Source organism: Alkalinema pantanalense CENA528, assembly GCF_050753345.1.
Lineage (GTDB): Bacteria > Cyanobacteriota > Cyanobacteriia > Leptolyngbyales > Leptolyngbyaceae > Alkalinema > Alkalinema pantanalense.
In genome coordinates, this window is record NZ_JBLZFX010000044.1 from 1 (window position 1) to 18,493 (window position 18,493).

Annotated in this window: 13 protein-coding genes; 7 read left to right on the top strand and 6 right to left on the bottom strand. The window is 50.4% G+C overall.

Features of this window, described 5'->3' with window-relative positions:
• Positions 1–1,134 precede the first annotated feature (1,134 nt).
• Entirely contained in the window at positions 1,135–1,362 is a 228-nt protein-coding gene (locus tag ACN4EG_RS15245) for a hypothetical protein (RefSeq protein WP_431630660.1), read from the top strand.
• Between the two features lie 527 nt (positions 1,363–1,889).
• Here the strand turns inward: ACN4EG_RS15245 and ACN4EG_RS15250 are convergent.
• From ACN4EG_RS15250 to ACN4EG_RS15265, 4 genes are all read right to left on the bottom strand, one after another.
• Positions 1,890–3,398: a PAS domain-containing sensor histidine kinase gene (locus tag ACN4EG_RS15250; RefSeq protein ID WP_431630661.1), complete on the bottom strand. Its 1,509-nt coding sequence runs from the start codon at positions 3,396–3,398 to the stop codon at positions 1,890–1,892.
• A 260-nt stretch (positions 3,399–3,658) separates the two neighbouring features.
• Entirely contained in the window at positions 3,659–4,363 is a 705-nt protein-coding gene (locus ACN4EG_RS15255) for a hypothetical protein (RefSeq protein WP_431630664.1), read from the bottom strand.
• Positions 4,364–5,185: 822 nt separating this feature from the next.
• A complete protein-coding gene (locus ACN4EG_RS15260) occupies positions 5,186–6,661 on the bottom strand; it encodes an NAD(P)/FAD-dependent oxidoreductase (protein ID WP_431630665.1) in 1,476 nt (491 codons plus the stop codon).
• Positions 6,662–6,688: 27 nt separating this feature from the next.
• Positions 6,689–7,807: a glycosyltransferase family 2 protein gene (locus ACN4EG_RS15265; protein ID WP_431630666.1), complete on the bottom strand. Its 1,119-nt coding sequence runs from the start codon at positions 7,805–7,807 to the stop codon at positions 6,689–6,691.
• Positions 7,808–8,564: 757 nt separating this feature from the next.
• On the opposite strand from ACN4EG_RS15265, the gene ACN4EG_RS15270 reads away from it, so the two are divergent.
• From ACN4EG_RS15270 to ACN4EG_RS15295, 6 genes are all read left to right on the top strand, one after another.
• On the top strand, positions 8,565–9,557 hold the full coding sequence (locus tag ACN4EG_RS15270; protein ID WP_431630667.1) for a glycosyltransferase: 993 nt from the start codon (positions 8,565–8,567) through the stop codon (positions 9,555–9,557).
• Complete coding sequence (locus tag ACN4EG_RS15275) at positions 9,554–10,654, top strand: glycosyltransferase family 2 protein (RefSeq protein ID WP_431630668.1); 1,101 nt, start codon at positions 9,554–9,556, stop codon at positions 10,652–10,654. The genes ACN4EG_RS15270 and ACN4EG_RS15275 overlap by 4 nt, the downstream gene beginning before the upstream one ends.
• Positions 10,655–10,755: 101 nt before the next feature.
• Positions 10,756–13,476, top strand: coding sequence for a glycosyltransferase (locus ACN4EG_RS15280; RefSeq protein ID WP_431630669.1), 2,721 nt, complete (start codon positions 10,756–10,758; stop codon positions 13,474–13,476).
• 494 nt (positions 13,477–13,970) lie between these two features.
• Positions 13,971–14,792 (top strand): ABC transporter permease, encoded by an 822-nt coding sequence (locus ACN4EG_RS15285; RefSeq protein ID WP_431630671.1) that lies wholly within the window; start codon positions 13,971–13,973, stop codon positions 14,790–14,792.
• A 183-nt stretch (positions 14,793–14,975) separates the two neighbouring features.
• Positions 14,976–16,217, top strand: coding sequence for an ABC transporter ATP-binding protein (locus tag ACN4EG_RS15290; protein ID WP_431630673.1), 1,242 nt, complete (start codon positions 14,976–14,978; stop codon positions 16,215–16,217).
• Positions 16,218–16,321: 104 nt separating this feature from the next.
• Positions 16,322–17,278, top strand: coding sequence for a hypothetical protein (locus ACN4EG_RS15295; RefSeq protein WP_431630674.1), 957 nt, complete (start codon positions 16,322–16,324; stop codon positions 17,276–17,278).
• A 57-nt stretch (positions 17,279–17,335) separates the two neighbouring features.
• Here ACN4EG_RS15295 and ACN4EG_RS15300 read toward each other — a convergent pair whose 3' ends face one another.
• A complete protein-coding gene (locus tag ACN4EG_RS15300) occupies positions 17,336–18,040 on the bottom strand; it encodes a zinc ribbon domain-containing protein (protein WP_431630675.1) in 705 nt (234 codons plus the stop codon).
• Between the two features lie 175 nt (positions 18,041–18,215).
• The gene (locus ACN4EG_RS15305; protein ID WP_431630676.1) at positions 18,216–18,485 is read right to left on the bottom strand and encodes a hypothetical protein; all 270 of its coding nucleotides are present in this window, start codon (positions 18,483–18,485) and stop codon (positions 18,216–18,218) included.
• Between the last annotated feature and the right edge of the window lie 8 nt (positions 18,486–18,493).

Below are 18,493 nucleotides of genomic sequence, written 5' to 3' on the forward strand. Positions count from 1 at the left end.
TACTTGAATCAGGATACAAAGCAACTCATTCATGACAAACCCCCAACTCGTCACCCCGGTCAACTCAAGCGGCGTCTGTTATCTCAATTGCGAAAGTTGCAGAAGTTGCCTGCTCGCGTCAAAAACTATTTCAAGCATCCATCGATTGCTTATGCTGCATTGTAGAATTCACTCTATTTAATTGCCGAGGTAATAACTCTAGACGAGACTTAGCAACCGTCACCTTTGCTGCAGCTATGGCATCCAGACCATCGAACCATTTCTGATAAGGGCTTGAACCATCTTCTCTAATATATTCTTGAACTTTCATACTAGATTGATAGTAACTTATACGTTACTAGCCGTCAAGGACTAAGGTGTGGGGAAGGAATATGTACCTAACGCAAAGTTCACCTGTTGCGAGTTGATTTTGCTGAAGACAGTGTAGCATTGCCAGTCAGGTGCAACGATCGGTTAGGCTGGGCTAATAAGGAATATTGTCTGAAAATTCAACTCGGAACGACTACTCACGAAATAATCTGAAAAGCCGATCGAACTTTGCATCACACGAATGAGGGAGAAACTACACGATCGCTCATAACTACCCCGATCGCTGCTTTCGCGGACGAGATTCTGGGCCAATGAGCCGCCCACTTTTGCCAACCCCCCCTGAGGGACCTACAGTCTGCCAGATGAACAAACTTGTAGGTCATCTCAGCTTCATCGTTACCGTTAACGCAGCCGTTCACGACTCAATATATCGAACGATCTGCAATCAAAAATATGCTTGTTCTAACGATTTTGGCTACCGCTATAATTTTGGCGATCGCCCTACGACATTGCCAAATATTACAGGATTGCAAAATTTTGAAATACGGTTGACAGAACCTTCGTTTGTCCGTAGGCTTGTTTCTCATAGCTGAGTACAACCGTGTTGAACTTCCCGATTGAATCAGCTTAAGCTCCCGAAAATTAAGGCGCTACCCAATGTTGATTGAGCCCAACAAAGGGCAGCTAAACCCCCAAGCTGAGACGACCAGCAAGGCGGTCTGACACGGATTGTAACATTCGATCGGGCCACCCTACTTGTCCTGCGCAAAAGGGTGGCTTTAATTTTTGGGGTTTCTTCCCGTCCCTACAATCAGGAGAAATCCCATGTTTACTGGCTTCGGCGGCAGCGATCGCCCAGAAAATTCGATCGACGATTCCCGCAGACCCTTCCAAATTTACCTCCTCGGCACCCGCGAAGAAATCCAATCCACGATCAACCAACTGCAAGTAGTACGGTTTTGCGAACGGATTCGTTGGAGTCCCCCCATTCCCGTCCTCGGTTCTGATTGGAAATACATCAGCATGATGGAACGAGATCGGGCTTTGGAATAGGTGCGATCGCTGAGTTTTCCTAAGGGATTTGCCAAGAAATAATATCCCCTCTTCATTCCCCTACCCTTTTACCCTTTTACTCTCCTACCCCTACCCAATTGGGATTTTATTGATGCGCTGTTCCCTAAGGAGGATCAAAACCGGAATTCAGGATGGGTTATTTACTAACTGACAACACTGAAGAGCGTTCCGGTGCAGATTACACCTGCCAATGATCCGGGAGTTTTGTATCTTTCCAATAGTGGTGATCCGACCCCGATCGCTGCTGCCAGCGCAGCTGAGTGGCAGCGACGTCATTAGATCTGGCAGTATTTCTGATTCAGTGTAGGACAGTCTAGCTCACTAGGACAGTCTAGTTAACCTAGAGTAGCGATTTCCATTGCCATACTGCGGTTCATGTCAACTTGCCACACACAGTTACAGCCCTTCTATGGATCTCATGCTGATTAGACAAACCAGGAAATTGGAAATGCTTGAACGGGATAACAGAATTCTTGGAGTTTCCAGCGATCGCTGGTATTTTGTCGTTATGCAGTTTCACCAACTTCCTGTTGAATGGGAATCTGAATTACAAACTCAGTACCTTGGCCAGGGGTCGAAAAAACCTCTAACTTACCAGCATGGGTGACGGTGATAATTTGATAACTGATGGACAAGCCCATGCCCGTCCCCTTCCCAACCGGTTTCGTCGTAAAAAATGGATCGAAGATACGATTCTGAATGGGTTCAGGAATGCCGCAGCCATTATCCGAGATCGAAACCATGATCCTCTTAGAATCGACCACAGACGTGCAAATGGTAATTTGACTAGAAGAATGCTGATCTTGATCCATCTCTAGGGCATCAATCGCATTGCTCAAGATATTCATAAACACCTGATTGAGTTGCCCTGGATAACACTCTACAAGCGGCAAATCACCATAGACTCGACGGATGGCAATCCCCGCCTTTTTCGCGTTGGGTTTAAGTCGATGTTGCAAAATCATCAGCGTACTCTCAATCCCTTCATGGATATCAACGCTCTTGAGACTGGCTTCATCCAGGCGCGAAAAATTTCTGAGAGATAGGACAATCTGACGAATTCGATCGGTGCCCACCCGCATGGAGGAGAGCGCTTTGGGTAAGTCGGCTAATAAATCCTCTAGAGCAATCTCTTCCGCTTTATCTTGCACAACAGGAATAGCTTGGGGAGAATGCGCTTGCAAGAGCTCAGTGAATTCAATCAAATCTTGAATGTAATTTTGTACACAAACCAGATTGCCATGAATAAAATTAACTGGATTATTGATTTCATGGGCAATGCCTGCCACCATTTGGCCTAAGCTCGACATTTTTTCAGTTTGAATCAGCTGAGTTTGCATCTTGTGGAGGTCATGCAGTGCCTGCTGCAGTTGCTGAGCCTGCTCACGAGAACAGGTTTCTGATTGGCGGAGGGCAATCTCAGTTTGTTTCAAACTGGTAATGTTATGGAAAACAGCAATTCCACCCTGAACAGTGTTTGCCTGATCGTAAAAAGACCGCGCAGTTAAACTAAACCAATGGCCCTCCAAGGAGGGTTCAAGACGCACGAATATCTCCGTAGCCTCCACGTTTTTCCCTTGCATGGCTTGAAACAGCGGGAAAGATTCCAAAGGATAAAGCGTCGTTTGGTCTGAGTGATAAGCCCCCCACGTCTGCGCCCACCTTTGCAGCGATGAGCAATCCGGGCTAATGCCTAACAAACTTTCAACAAAGGTATTGAGAAACAGAAAATTGCCTTGCTGATCTACCACCATGACCGGATCACCGATGCTGTTTAACATCGATCGCAGAGTTGAAAGGGCGGATTCTGCATGGGTCAGGTGCTGGGCATGGCAATGGAGGTCAGCTAAGGCTTGCTCCAGTTTGCCAGCTTTATCCATAGACTCCTGCTCATAGACCTCAAGCAACTGTTCTAAGGCGATCACCTGTGCCCTGAGTTGCTCCACTTCGCTAGTGGCCGATTCGCTGGTTGCCGAAGGTTGGCGACTGCTGTCTTGGGGTAGGGATAGACTCATAGCGATGCTCTAACTTACAAACAGACCTGAAACTTATAGTGTTGTTAAAGCAAAAGATGAATTTGGGGTTATCTGTCTTGAAACTTTAGTTGTGATGAATACTGCGAGAGATCGACTCCTGCACTGATTCCTACCAGGATTAATCCCCTGCCAAGGGAGTAGGCATTCACGGTGACTGGGCCTGCCTAACCAGAAAAAAATTATGCTAAAAGAGATGCTAAAAGAGATTCAAAACTAGAAGAGAATTAACCAGAAGAGACTTAAACAAGTGTGGGTGTAAAGATCGTGCCTTGATCAAAGGGTAAAATAGCTATTTTGGCATTTAGGGCAAGGGGTTTGAACAATTCTGCTGTTTCCCGTTGAATAGGAACCTTAGAAAATAGAATAATTGCCATGAGGTTACCGGATGGTAATACGCCGCCAAAACCTAGAACTGACTGAATTTGGAAGGGACAGACAAACTCATCTTGGGCAGGAATGTAGGGACTGCTTTTCGCCTCTGGCACATGAAAAACGTTATAGGTGCGCTCTTGCAAATTCACCAGCAGATCGGGATCGGGTGCGATGATATTGTCGATAGTCAAGCCTAGTTGCCGGATTAATTGTGAAATCATCGGGGCTTGGGTCACCATCTCCTCACTCGGCAGCGGAATCACTTGGTGACCTGTGGATGCAGTTCGAGAATTCCAGTCTGGCCGATCGCCCACTGTAGCCAATAAAGTCAAACATTTCAGGCTGGGTTGAATCGAGGCAGATCCCAGGTTCTGTTGGGCGATCCGTTGGAGGTCTAAGGGGAGATCGCCATAGGCATGGGTCTTAAAAATACGAGCCAAGGCCAAGGCACTTTGCCCAGTTTCTGGATCGAGAAATTGGTTGTAAAAGTAACCCACAAGTCGATTTGCAACTTCCTCCATACTGACTGCACCAGCTCCAAGTTTGCGTAGCGCTGCCCCACACTCGGTCATTTCCCTTAGTGTAAATTTAGTCAGACTATACATAGTGCAGGATCATCTTGTGTGAGAGTGGCGTAGTTGCGAAAGCACTAAATGGACAGATGATTTAACATAGAGAGCATCAACGAGATCTCTCAACCCAATATTGCAAATAGTTCCCCTTTCAGACATCCGCCTAACAACAATTGTATGGATAAATTTCTGAGTTGCACCCAATCAATTTATGTTTGCAACCTATGACAATTCCCGGTTGCTGGATGTGAGCACTGGGGAGAACAGAGCAGTGGGGATCGCCGCCATAGCACAGCACTGAGGAGAATAGGGCGAATGGGAAGCTCTAACACACGTCTAGCGTGACCACTAGACTCTATCTGGAGTAAACCACGGCCTTAGGCGGCAACTATGGAACGCTGTAAATCTATGAATTACAACCCTAGCCAAGTTGTCTCTAATGCATGACTTCGATCGCTGGCCCCTACTTCACTCCAGGCAAATGAAGTTTGTTTTGGCTTTGACAATTTCGATCGTGAACTGTATTTAACGTAGCCTTATGTGGTCTCGATATGTGGTCTCGATGATCCAAGAATCCCCCGAATTCGATCCGGGGGACTGTCAAAATCGCGGAAGTACAATCGATAGTTCCCATTCACTTTTGAGTGATGCATCCTGTGGTGGGTCACAGAATGTGGTGGGTCGAAGAAGTTTTCCACTGACCTAACCAATGTCACGTCCAGATCTGTGGAATAACTTCATACCCCAGATGCCCCATCCCATTCATGACCACTGATGCAACTTGATATCCCAATTAGCACCTAGTGTATTTATTGACCAGCATCAATTAACCAGTAGCGGATTCGATCGAGCGACTCCTGTCATCTGTTGCCGTTGCTTCTTTTTTTGCCAATCTGCTTGAGTAAACGACTCGTGGTAAGAGCGTTCTGTGTTGACATCCCAGAGATTATGGGATTCACCAAACAGGTTCCGCGCCGCTAACACCGCTGTTAGCATCGAATGATCCTGATTGTTGTAACGGTGCATGCCATTGCGTCCGATCGTTTGTAGATTTTCGATCGTACTTAAAAAATCTTGAATCACCTGTAAATGCTGGCGATAGTCGCGATCGTACACCGGATAGGCCTTCGGTTGACGAATCACCGTTCCATCTTCCACCGCTTCCATCGGAGCCAAGCCCAACGCCGCCACCTCACGGGTCGCCAAATCCAGCAACTCCGTATCGGACATCTCCCAGAGCTCATCGCCTTCCGAACAGAAATACTCCATGCCCAAGCAAGTTTTACTCGGATCGGGTACCATCGCCGGACTCCAATTTTTAAAATTCTGAATCCGCCCCACCTTCACCTCTGGGCTATGGATATAAATCCAATTATCCGGGAACAGATCCGCCCGATCGATCACGATCGGCACAATGATAAACGCACGGTAGTTCAGCGATCGCGCTGCTTCCAGCACCTCCGGTGGTGCAGGCGGATTCAGCCGTTGCACCAACGCCGTCACTGGCATACTGGAAATAAACTGCTCCGCCGGAACCTCCAGCGTTTCCCCGGCTTGGCGTGTCGTAATGCTACAAATGCGGTTGCCCTTGCGATTGATCTGCACCACCCCCGTATTCATCACCACTTGACCGCCCCGCGCCTCGATCGCCTGCTGGAAGCGCTCCCACATTTGCCCCGGCCCTAGGCGAGGATAATCAAACTCCTTAATCAAGGTTTTCGTGTTATTCACCTTGAACAACGCATTCATCACCGCCGTGCGCAGCGACAGCCCCTTAATGCGTTGCGCCGCCCAATCCGCCTCAATTTTGTCGCATTCAATACCCCACACCTTTTCCGTATAGGTTTTGAAAAACGTGCGGAATAAGCGACGGCCAAAGCGATTCGTCACCCAATCCTCCAACGTGGCTTCGGAGGCAATTGGACGGGCTTTCACTTTGAGATAACTCAGCAGAATCTTGGCACTTTCACGAATCCCTAAATTTCCCAACGTATCTAGCAATTCCAGGGGATAGTTAAAGTAGTTGCCATTGTAGTAAATGCGCGACAGACGGGGCACCTTGATAAACTCATCCCCCATGACCTCCTGCCATAATTGATTCACCACATCCACTTTGGTGAAAAAGCGATGGCCACCAATATCAAAGCGATAGCCCTTATACACCTCTGTCCGGGCAATGCCCCCCACCTGATGCGATCGCTCCAGCACCAACGGCTTCACACCGTTTTTCACCAATTCATAGGCCGCAGTCAGCCCAGCGGGGCCAGCCCCAATTACCACCACAGGATGTTGCTTCACAGTTGATACCTCCACGATGGAAATTGCTTATCGTTTTTGTGCGACTAGGCTAGACATGGGTTGAGCAAGCGGTTGAGCAAGCATAACCCGTTGCGACCGATCGGCTCCGCTTCCAGACTGCATCCAATACTTCACTGTTCCGAGAACAAACGCAATCCCGCTGTAGGCATAGTATAGCCAGTGCCAAGGAATAACCTGAAGGGTAAAAGTCAAACTGCGTTTATGGAGAAAAAATCGATAGACTGATGCATTCAATAACAGTAAAACTAAGCTACAGACAATAACGCCGTTAACTGCCCAGAGACTAAAGGGAATACAGGTTATAAAAACTGCCAAACTATAAACTGCAATGACACTAAGACGGCTATTGGTGTCTAAGTTCAAATCGTTGACCAACATCCGATCGCGCCAAATCAGTTCAGTCCAAGGCACAGCTCGGTAGAAAAAATCCGCCTTCAGCAGCGATCGCACGCCCCAGCGCTTCAGATGGGTCACCTGCACTTGCTTACACAGACCAATGTGATAGTGATGATGCCTTAGCCGATAGCCCAGTTCAATGTCTTCGATCGACGGATAGCGATAGGCTTCATCAAATCCGCCAACATCAAAGAAAACGGATTTACGAATGGCACCACAGGCCCCCCAGAACGTAGAGGCTTCCTCGCGGGAAACTTGGTGGGTGTAGTGGTGCAATAAATTCTTGTATTGCGATAGAAAGTTCACAGCCCCCGGCGTATCGTCGTAGGAACCAATTAGGGCATCCAGAGCCGGATTCGCTTCAAAGGCTAAGGCAATCTGGGTCAATGTATCCCAGTGGATTGCCACATCCGCATCCATAAAAAATAACAAATCCCCCCTAGCCGCCTGGGCACCCACATTCCGCGCATAGGCTGGCCCCTGGTTACGATCGAGGCGAATTACTTTGGCTCCAAACGATCGGGCCGCTTGTTCACAGGCATCACTGCCCCCATCGATCACAACAATCACTTCCACCGTAGGCGGCACAAATTGTTCTAAACTGGCTAAACAACGGCGAAAACTGTCACCTCCGTTGTAAACCGGAATGATGACGGAAATCTCTGACGGGTGAAGCAGGGAGATAGCAGGAGCTCTATTTACCGCTGCAGTGAAAGCAGTAGGACTCATAGGGGGACAATCTGATCTGAATCTGAACGGTATCTGGATGGGAGGCAAAAGTAACAAAAGCCACCAAGTTGCTAGAAATTACTTAAGTAATTCAACGGTGTATATTCTGTTACTCACATGCCCCGCATGGTATTAGATCCGCCTCGAGCCAAGCTACAGCCGATCCATTCTCTTCATCGACTCTTTGTAGGAATCCGAATTTTCCCCTAGAAATTACAAGCGATTGTGAAGAATCCTGAATATAGATCTCCCTTTTTGCAAGTTACCTAGGATTTCGATGATTTCTGTTGATTTCACCCAATGTCATCAATAGATTGTCAATGGGTTGTCAATCCTCATTTTGAGTGAGAAAGCCTGAAATAACGCCCGATCGATCAAAATCTGTGTAGCCCCTTAGGTCTATAGACCCTTTATGGAGCAATAGAATGGACAAGTTGGAGCATTTTTTGCCTATTTGAATCTTTTACAAACCTTGGATGAAACTCCTATGAAACCCATTTACTACAAGCCTCACTGGCAGGAGATTTGATTCAGTATATTTACGAGGAAACAAGCTACAGAATTATTGAGAGGATGGGCAGTGTAAACGCAAACATCCGCAAAAGCAGCTAAAGCATCTGCACAAACAATTTTATACAGTACATTTTTATGCAATACATTCAACTCAATAATATTTTGGAGGCTGATAGTCTACACTGAAGCTCATCAATTATTTTGACCATAGGATTTTGATCAAAACTTGAACCCATGCCGTTGAATGAGCCAATCTTCAGATGTCCATCTTAGATTTTCCGTGATTGTGCCGACCTACAATCGGCCTCGCCCTTTACAGGCTTGCTTGCAGGCGATCGCACAGATGGATTACCCCCGCGATCGGTTTGAGGTGATTGTCGTGGATGATGGCGGTACCCAGCCCTTAGAGGCGATCGTGGAACCCTGGCAGAGTAAACTCGCATTGACCTTAATCCAGCAACCCAATGCTGGCCCCGGAGCCGCCCGTAACCACGGCGCAACCCAGGCACGCGGCGATTATCTGGCCTTTACCGACGATGATTGTCAGCCCGATCGCCGTTGGTTAAACACCCTCGCAACCCAAATTCAGATCCATCCCACTGCCCTGATTGGCGGAGCCATTCATAACCGCCTCACCCGCAATCCCTGTGCCGAAGCCAGCCAGCTCATCATCAGCTACCTCTATCAGTACTTCGCCCACAATCCCCAAGCCCCTCGTTTTTTTACCTCCAATAATCTGGTGGTACCGCGCGATCGCTTCCTAGCCTTGGGGGGATTCGATCCAGCCTTTCGCATCGCCTCGGAGGATCGGGAACTGTGCGATCGCTGGAACCAGCAAGCCGAGCCGTTGATCTATTGCCCCGCAGCCCAGGTCTTCCATAGCCATGATTTAAATCTATGGAGTTTCTGGAAACAGCATTTTAACTACGGTCGCGGTGGATTTCGCTTCCAGCAACAGCACACCCAGCGGCAATCCCCATCAAAACTAGCCCCAGAATCACCCCCAAAATCTCCCCCAGAATCACCCCTAGTTGGAGCCCAATCCCAGACCGATCGCCTGCGTTTTTACCGCAACCTGTTGAGCTATCCCTATCGCACGGTTACCCCCAAAAACCTCCGGACGATGCTCTGGGCGACGGGTCTAGCGTTCTTGATTCTACTGGCCCAAGTCGCAACGGCCAGTGGCATGATTTGTGAATGGGCACGATCGCGGCAGGAGACACGCAACACACCATGAGATTAGAGCCTTCGATCGATCCGCCTGCAACTCAACCCCGGTGGGAGATTCAGCCCATCGATCCGCCATTGCCCCAGGACATCGCCGTGTCGATCGTTGTCGCCACCTACGATCGGCCCCAGGATTTGCAAGCCTGTCTGACGGGCTTAGTGCAGCAAAACAGCGATCGCCCCGTGGAAATCATCGTGGTGGACAACCATCCAGCCTCGGGTATGACCCCGGAAATCGTACAGCAATTTCCTAAGGTGAAATTAGTCCAGGAGCCGCGCCAAGGCAGTTCCTACGCCCGCAATGCTGGAATTCTAGCCAGCCGAGGGGCGATCGTGGCCATGGTGGATGATGATGTGCGGGTGCCACCGGATTGGCTGGAGTCGTTACTGGCCCCCTTTAGCCGCCCGGAGGTGATCGCCGTGACGGGGCATATTTTGCCGATCGAGCTAGAAACCCGTGCCCAGAAGCTTTTTGAGCATCACTACGGCGGCTTGGGGCGGGGCTGGAACCGTCGAGAGGCCGATCTAACTTGGGCCCAGCAAACCCGCTGGTTTTCGCCCCCCACCTGGGAATTGGGAGCCACCGCCAATGCGGCCTTTCGGGCTGAGTTATTCAACCATCCCAAAGTCGGGTTGTTTAGCGAATTCCTTGGGGCAGGACTGCCGATCGGTGGCGGGGAGGATACCTATTTTCTCTATCGAGTCGTGCGATCGGGGGGCACGTTGGTCTATGAACCCAGTGCTTGGGTGTGGCATTGCCATCGTCGGGACATGACAGCCCTCTGCCGACAGGTGTATAACTATCGCAAAGGCCATGTGGGGCATCACTTAACGGCATTGTTTCACGACGGGGAATGGCGAGGGTTGATGAATCTTCTGGTGGGCATTAATGTGCACGATGCCAGACGAATTTACCATCGCTTGCGCGGCTGGAGTGCCTACCCCATTCAACTGGTTCTCTGGGAAATGCTAGGCACTTGGGTTGGGCCTTGGGCCTTGGGGCGATCGTACCTGCGGGTCAAGCAGCTCGGAACCAGCCGCCAACCACCCATAAAAAAAGGCAGATCGTTTATCGCTAGAGACTCGATCCCCCCTAGCCCCCCTTAAAAAAGGGGGAACCGGATTGAATACTTTTCTGTTCTATTCGTTCATCATCTTCAACTCAAAGTCTCCCTTGATAAGAGGGATCCTCACTCAGATCCGACACCATGTCCTACCGCCAAAAGTTTATTGACATCGAACTGAGCCAACCTTTACCCACGCTGACAGGCTTGGGGAGTTATCAACAGGTACAGGGATTGGTGCGCCTATGGGGGGAAGTGCTGGGTTGGGTTTGGATTCCGGTACGCAGTGGCATCTGTTCCGCCGCCGCGATCGCCGAGGCCATTTTTCCTAAGTACGCCCGTCCTGTCAGCCAAAAACTGCTGGCCCAACGGTTACTGCGGCCTACAGTCGGCAGTTGGCGGGTGGCGGATTGGTTAGACGAAAACGGTTTGCTGCAAGATCGCAGCGATCGGCAAACTCCTGCAAGCCAGCCTTGGCCCTCGTTAACCGTCGTTGTCCCCGTTCTGCCGGAGGAAGCCGATCGCGCCACCGAAGGACTTCAATTCCTCCAGCAAGCGGTTCAGCAGGCGATCGCGACGATGCCTACGGCGGAACTTACGGTGATCATCGTTGAAATTACCCCTTGCAACGATCGCCTACAAAGCCTGATCCGCACGGACTATCCCAGCTTCCGTTACCGATCGACGGACAATCCCAGCGTCAACGCCGCACGGAACTTGGCCCTTCAGGAAAGCCAAGGGGAAATCGTGGCCTTCACGACGCCGCTAGCCCAGGTTGATCGGGCTTGGTTGACGACGATCGTTCAAAGTTTTATCCAGCATCCAAACCTTTCCCTGCTGACCGGATTGGTGGTGCCAACTTGCATCGAGCACGATCGCGATCGGCGCTATGAAGTGGGTTACAGCTTGGAGCGGGGCCATGAGCGTCGCTGGTTCCACTGGTCAGCCAATCCTCCTTGGCCGGAGTTGGGCCGGATGCAAATGGCGGCTCCAATGAATTTTGCTCTACGACGATCAGCCTTGAGTGCGATCGGCAACTTTGATCCGGCGCTGGATTTACCAAAGCTAACGGGCTTGGGCTGTGGGGTATGGGAACTGTTCTGTCGGGGCTTATTGGCCGGACAAACGGGACTGTATGAACCCGCCTTAGTAGTACGCTATCCCCTACCGGAAACCCGGCGGGAAATGGCCCGATCTGCCCAACAATTTGGACGTAGCTTTTTCAGCTATGTGACCATGGGGCGTCGTCGCTACCCGGATTTGAAGGGACGCTTTTTCCTGCTGGGCTGCTGGAAACTGACCTGGATCCTCATGTTGATTGTGGGGGGACGCTATATTCCACGGTTGTGGAAGTGGGCAGAACTACGCGGGGCGATCGGCAGTTGGGGCAGCTATGACAAAGCACTCCAGCAAGTTGCCGCCCTGCCGCCCACCCCCTTGGCCCTGCAAGCGCCTGCGTTATCGCTGACCATGGCCGTGCGGGAAGTGGATCTGGCCCAACCTTTGCCGAAAGTCCTGGAAGCCCCAGAAGCTCAGGCAGTACGGATCTTTGTCAAACTAGGCAGTCGCTTAATCGGTTCCGTGGATATTGCCCACGACGGACAGCCAATGTCGCCAACTCGCTTGGCCCAGGCGATCGCCAAGCAGCTAACCCTAGAGTTACTCGCCCTCCCCTACCAATCGGACACCGCCCAAGCCTGGAACCGTACCCAACAGGCGATCGCCGATCACTGGACGCCTAAGGGCATGACGCAGATTCCCCAAACGGCTCAGCGCTATGACCGATTGCCGCAATCCATGACGGTGAGTGTGATCATTCCCACCTGCGATCGCCCCCAGGATTTAGTCCGCTGTTTGCAGCATGTGTTATCGCAAAACACCGATCGGCCCTTTGAAGTGATTGTGGTAGATAATCGGCCCCAGTCCGGCATCACCGCGCCGATCGTGGCCCAGTTTCCCACTGTGAAATATATACCCGAAACCCGCGCTGGCAGTTCCTACGCTAGGAATACCGCCATTACAGCCAGCACCGGAGACATTGTGGCGATGGTGGATGATGATGTGGTGGTGCCGCCCGATTGGTTGGAAACGTTGATTGCGCCCATGGCGCGGCCTGAGGTGATGGTGGTGACGGGAAATGTTTTGCCCCTGGAACTGGCAACCCCAGCCCAGGTGATGTTTGAAAATCTGAAAGGGGGACTCAGCCCTGGATTTGTCCCTTTTGAAGTGGATAAACGCTGGCTGGACTCCTTTGAGATCTGTGCACCGCCAATTTGGGAGTTGGGCGTCTCGGCCAATGCGGCTTTTCGATCGACGATTTTTTCCCATCCGACGATCGGGTTAATGGATGAAGTCCTCGGCCCTGGCACCCCCACCTTGGGCGGCGAAGAAAATCACCTAATTTACAAAGTGCTGAGATCAGGTTTTACCCTCGTTTACGAACCGGATGCCTATGCTTGGCACCACCACCGTCAGAGCATGCAGAGCCTCTATCGCCAAACGGTGGGGCATATGCGCGGGGGGATGTGTTATCACATTCTGATGTGGCGGCAGGAGCGCGATCGCCGGGGATTTTTACAACTGTTTAAGGAAATGCCCCGCTATTTGACCCAACGGATGTGCGATCGGGTTTTGGGACGGCATCAAACGCCGTGGGGTCTATTGCGTAGCGAAATTTGGGGCTATTTATCTTCCTTTTGGAGCTATGCCCAAAGCAAAAAACGGGTGCAACGCATCGGTCGCAGCCAACCTTATATTCCCAAGGATCAGAGATCGACGCTATTGGAAGCTGACAACTCTGTTCAAGTTCAATCCACGCAATTGCTATCGAGTCAGCCCTCCCTGCCTGAATCCCCGCCGGGATAGGCGAGAGATCTTCCCTGGCTTCATTCATTTCTCATTGAACGTTGGATTTATGTGTAGATTTCGTTCTTCCCCGAGTTTTCGATCCCCCCTAGCCCCCCTTAATAAGGGGGGGATTAGATCGCAAGTTTGTTTTTCGCAATGGATACACGACCGTCAATTCAAAGTCCCCCTTTTGAAGGGGGATTTAGGGGGATCAACTCTTCACTGCACGATCCGATCCCCCCTTGCCCCCCTTATTAAGGGGGGGATTAGATTGCAAGTTTGTTTTTCGCAATCGATGCACGATCGTCAATTCAAAGTCCCCCTTTTGAAGGGGGATTTAGGGGGATCTGTTCTCCGTTGTTGGATTCGATCCCCCCTTGCCCCCCTTAAAAAGGGGGGGATTAGATTGCAAGTTTGTTTTTCGCAATCGATGCACGATCGTCGATTCAAAGTCCCCCTTTTGAAGGGGGATTTAGGGGGATCAACTCTTCACTCATCCCAACAACTAATTTATGCATGACTTTCAATCCCCCCTTGCCCCCCTGCGCAAGGGGAAAAAATTCAAGCGACGACAGTTGATTTACTACCGAGATTTACTGTGGGAATTGGTGGTACGGGATTTAAAACTGCTCTATAAGCGATCGCTGTTAGGAATCGCTTGGACGTTGTTAAATCCACTTTTACAGTTGGTTGTTTTCTCCTTTGTCTTTCGAGCCATTCTGAGAGGATTAAACATTGAACATTACATTTCCTATGCCTTCAGCGGCATTCTAATTTGGACGTGGACACAGACAGCCCTCTTCCATGCAACGGGACTAATCACAGGTAACCGACCTTTAATTCGCCAACCCGGTTTTCCAGTAGCCATTTTGCCCATTGTTACAGTCACCACAGGTTTGATTCATTTTCTGTTAGCTTTACCTGCACTATGCATTTTTCTATTCATTGAACAAGTTCAGATGTCTAGCAGTTTATTACTATTCCCGATCGCGGTAATTTTGCAGTTCCTAATCACCCTCAGTCTGGCCTATCCATTAGCAGCCTTAAACGTTACCTTCCGCGATACCCAACATACATTAGGGGTGCTATTGCAACTTCTATTTTACTTACTCCCCATTTTCTATACGATCGAACAAGTCCCCGCCGCATTCCGCACCTATTACCGTTGCAATCCCTTCGTCATTCTCATCGATACCTACCGGGCAGTCTTGATTGATGGCCGTTTTCCCGAGTGGCCTGCCCTATTCAGCTTAGTCATCCTCTGCGCTTTACTCTTACCGATCGGGTATCGTATTTTCAAACATCAAAGTGCAAGATTTGTCGAGGAGGTGTAATCATCTTAAGAGAGATGCCATAGGCATGTTTTAGTCGATCGTAAAGTGGGTTGAGATCCCCGCTAGCCCCCCTTAAAAACGGGGGAACATGAGAAATGCATTCAAAATCCCCATTAATAAGGGAGATTTTGAGGGGGATCAAATAGAAAATTCGGGACATTTAGCTGTTGTGGAAACTGGTTCATGAAACCTGCCGTCGTTGCGCAAAACCTAGGAAAACGTTACGCCCGTTACCACACGGAACGGCCCCGCACGATCATGGAAGCCGCGCTGGCGGGATGGCGACGCATGGGCGCGACGGAAACCTTTTGGGCGCTGCAAGGCGTGAGCTTTACGGTTATGCCGGGACAAATGCTGGGCGTGATTGGACACAACGGCGCAGGCAAATCGACGTTGCTGCAAGTGCTGAGTGGCATTGTGCGCCCCGATGAGGGGCAGGTACAGGTGTCCGGTCGTATGGGTGCCCTGTTGGACTTGGGCGCGGGGTTTCATCCCGATCTGACGGGCCGAGAAAATGCCCTGATTAGCGCGATCGTCGGGGGCCTGACCCGCCAAGAAGCCTTACAACGCTTCGACGCGATCGTGGAATTTGCCGAACTCGAAGCTTTTATTGATAATCCCTTGCGAACCTTTAGCACGGGGATGCAGATGCGCTTAGGGTTTGCAGTGGCGGTGCACACTCGGCCTGAGGTGTTATTAGTCGATGAATTTCTGTCCGTAGGCGATTTAGCCTTTCAGAAAAAGTGCCTCGATCGCATTATGGAACTGAAAAAAAACGGTTGTGCGATCGTTCTGATTTCCCACAACACCGACCAAGTTAAAGATCTTTGTGATCAAGCGCTGTGGCTGGAGCGCGGGCAGGTGAAAGCCTACGGGGATACGGAATTGGTGGCTAGTCGCTACGCCGGGAAGATGGATCTCAAAGCCCATATGCGCCAACTCCACAGCTTTTCCCAGGAAGTAGAGATTAAACAGGTGGAACTCACAAATCTCCAGGGAGAACGCATTACTGAAGTCAATTCGATCGAGATTGCTGCGGGTGATGGCTTACGGATTATGGTTGAATACGAAGGCCATCAGGAATTAGAGAACGTTATTGTCAGCATTAGCATCAGTCAAGATGACGGCCAGATCTATTTCAATACGAATACTGCTACCCCTCGCTTAATCTTGCCAGTAGCCACCGATCGCCGCAGAATCTCCTTGCAAGTCGATCGTCTAGATTTGAGTGGTGGCAATTATTTTGTCAATGTCGGGTTGTTTAGCCCTGACTGGAACCTGACCTATGATTACCACTGGCATCGCTACCCGTTTACCATCCAATGGACCCCCAACGAGCAAAGCTGGCTCCATCCCCCTCGCCATTGGGAAATTGAGAAACCAGATAATCCGCCAGTAGAACCTGATTCCACACCCTCTGCATAATCTGCATAAGTGGAACGAACTCTGGGATATTTGCCACCATCGCCGATTCAGTCCGCCATGCATCACCCGGTTTTGCCCCCCATACCTTTAGGCAAGAACAAACCATGTGGAATTACCGCCCCTCGATCGCCCGCCAACTGTTCACCATGCCCCTCGGTTGCCTATTGAGTAGCCTCACCCTGATCGCATGCAGCGCGCCCCCCAAAACTTCCGCTTCCAGCAACCCAGTGCCACCGCAGCCCCAAACCACTACCGTCGCGACTGCAGCGCCGATCGAATCGAATAGTAATCCCGAGAGCGAACCTGTCAGTGCATCCGTAGATCAAAAAGAAAAATCCCAAGAGAAATCAGAAACATCGATCGAGCTCTATGATGGGCGTAACGTCACGTATAAAGAAGAAGCTGCCGTTAGTGGAATCGCTCGATCGATGGTGAATAAAGCCGTTAGTGAAGACAAAGAAAAAATCCGTCCCCATAACCAATTTGACTGCGATCTAGACCTACCGAGTCGCTTCAGCCCCGACTCCAATGGCCCTGGAACGGAGGGTGTGAGCATCATTGGCAGAGCTGAAGGCTCGTTTACCCGCCCTAACACGAACCAAAGCGCCTTTCTCTACACCCTCTGCGAATCCGGTCGCACCTTTGGTTTAGGTGGCATTTTAATTCTGGAAAACGAAACTGTTGTCGCCCATTACCTCTACGGGGAGAACGGCTTGATGTATGGCATGCTGTCCGCTCCAGACGTTAACCAAAATGGCTTGACCGAACTGATGCTGACCTTTGGGGGACTGAATCAAGGTTACGCAGGTCGGGGGATTAGCCTGTTTGAACTGGGTAATGGCAACCTCACCTTCCTTGGCCGAGAATCCACCTACAGCGATAACAGCGGCGCAATGCTCGATCGATCTAAAGTCGAAACCTTTGCCTACAGACTTTGGGTAGAACCCGCAGCCAGCCCCCGCTTTTTAAAAGACACCTACAAAAATGCTCAGTTAATCACCCAGTCAGAACCGATTTCCCTCTCTCAAGTGGAACCTGGCAAGTTTATCAAACTTCGATAAGCCTCCAGCCCTTCGGGTGATACCGTCCCTAGGGCACAGTACCCCTTTCAGCAAACTCTAGCTCAATTGATGACCGCAACTAGCGCAAAAGCGATCGGTGGGTTGCACAGCATTCCCACACTGGGTACAAAAGCGCTTAGCATTCAATTCAGCACTAGAAGAACCCGTAGAGGCAACACTAGAAGAAACGCTAGAGGAGACATTTGAAGCAGCCGAAGCTGAAGAAACGGAAGCATTTGCCGTCGGGTTCCCCATCCGCATTTCCATATTCCCCATTCGCATTTCCATTGGATTCGAGTTCATCTGCATATCCCCCATCCGCATGGGTTGCATGGGTTGCATGGGTTGCATTCCCGGCATAGACTTCATGGGCTGCATTTCTGGGATGGGCTGCATTCCTGGCATGGGCTGCATTTCTGGGATGGGCTGCATTCCTGGCATGGGTTGCATTCCCGTCATCGTCGCCGTCTGTTGCATTTGCAGCGCCTGCCCTTGGCTGCCCGCCGGAAAACCTTGCACCATGGCTGCACTTGAGCCCTGCACTTGGATGGCAAGTTCCCCCTGCTCCGTGCGCAGTTTAATCACCGCACCATTGGAAAATTGCAAGGCTTCCGGCGGCGCGACCCAGGCTCCAGTTGTGAAACTCGTGCCCGATTGCTGTTGCTGACCGGGCTGGGATGACGCGATCGTCATTGTGGTTTGCTGACCGATATTATCGAGATATATTCGCTGTCCGTTATTTAATTCACAAAGGTACGGCATAGCCTATGACTTGAATGCTTCACTTTCCATTGTCAGGACAGTTTCCTAACTTCTCCTAGGGATTTAACAATTGTGTATTGTTTGAAGCAATTGTTTATTTATTCAACAAACCTTGATTTTCTATTGATTGCCAAGAAAAGACAGTGAATGGGAAAAAAACGTGAATTGAGCCATTCTAACGCACGGGGCCTGCACCATCCCGTTGCAAGTCATACAGCACCTTGTCCACATACCAGCGATCGGGCTTACCGGGATACTTCAAGCGTGCGCCCTGGAGCAACCGTTCCGCCAAGGCCCGATCGCCCTTCGTCGCCTTCAACAGCTTGCCATCAATCCGACCACTCACGCCCCGGCTACGCCCCGATCGATCTCGATCCTGCAAAACGGAATACACCAGTAATCCCAACGCTGCCAGGATCAACAGCCCTGCAATCAGTTTCACCATCACTCCAT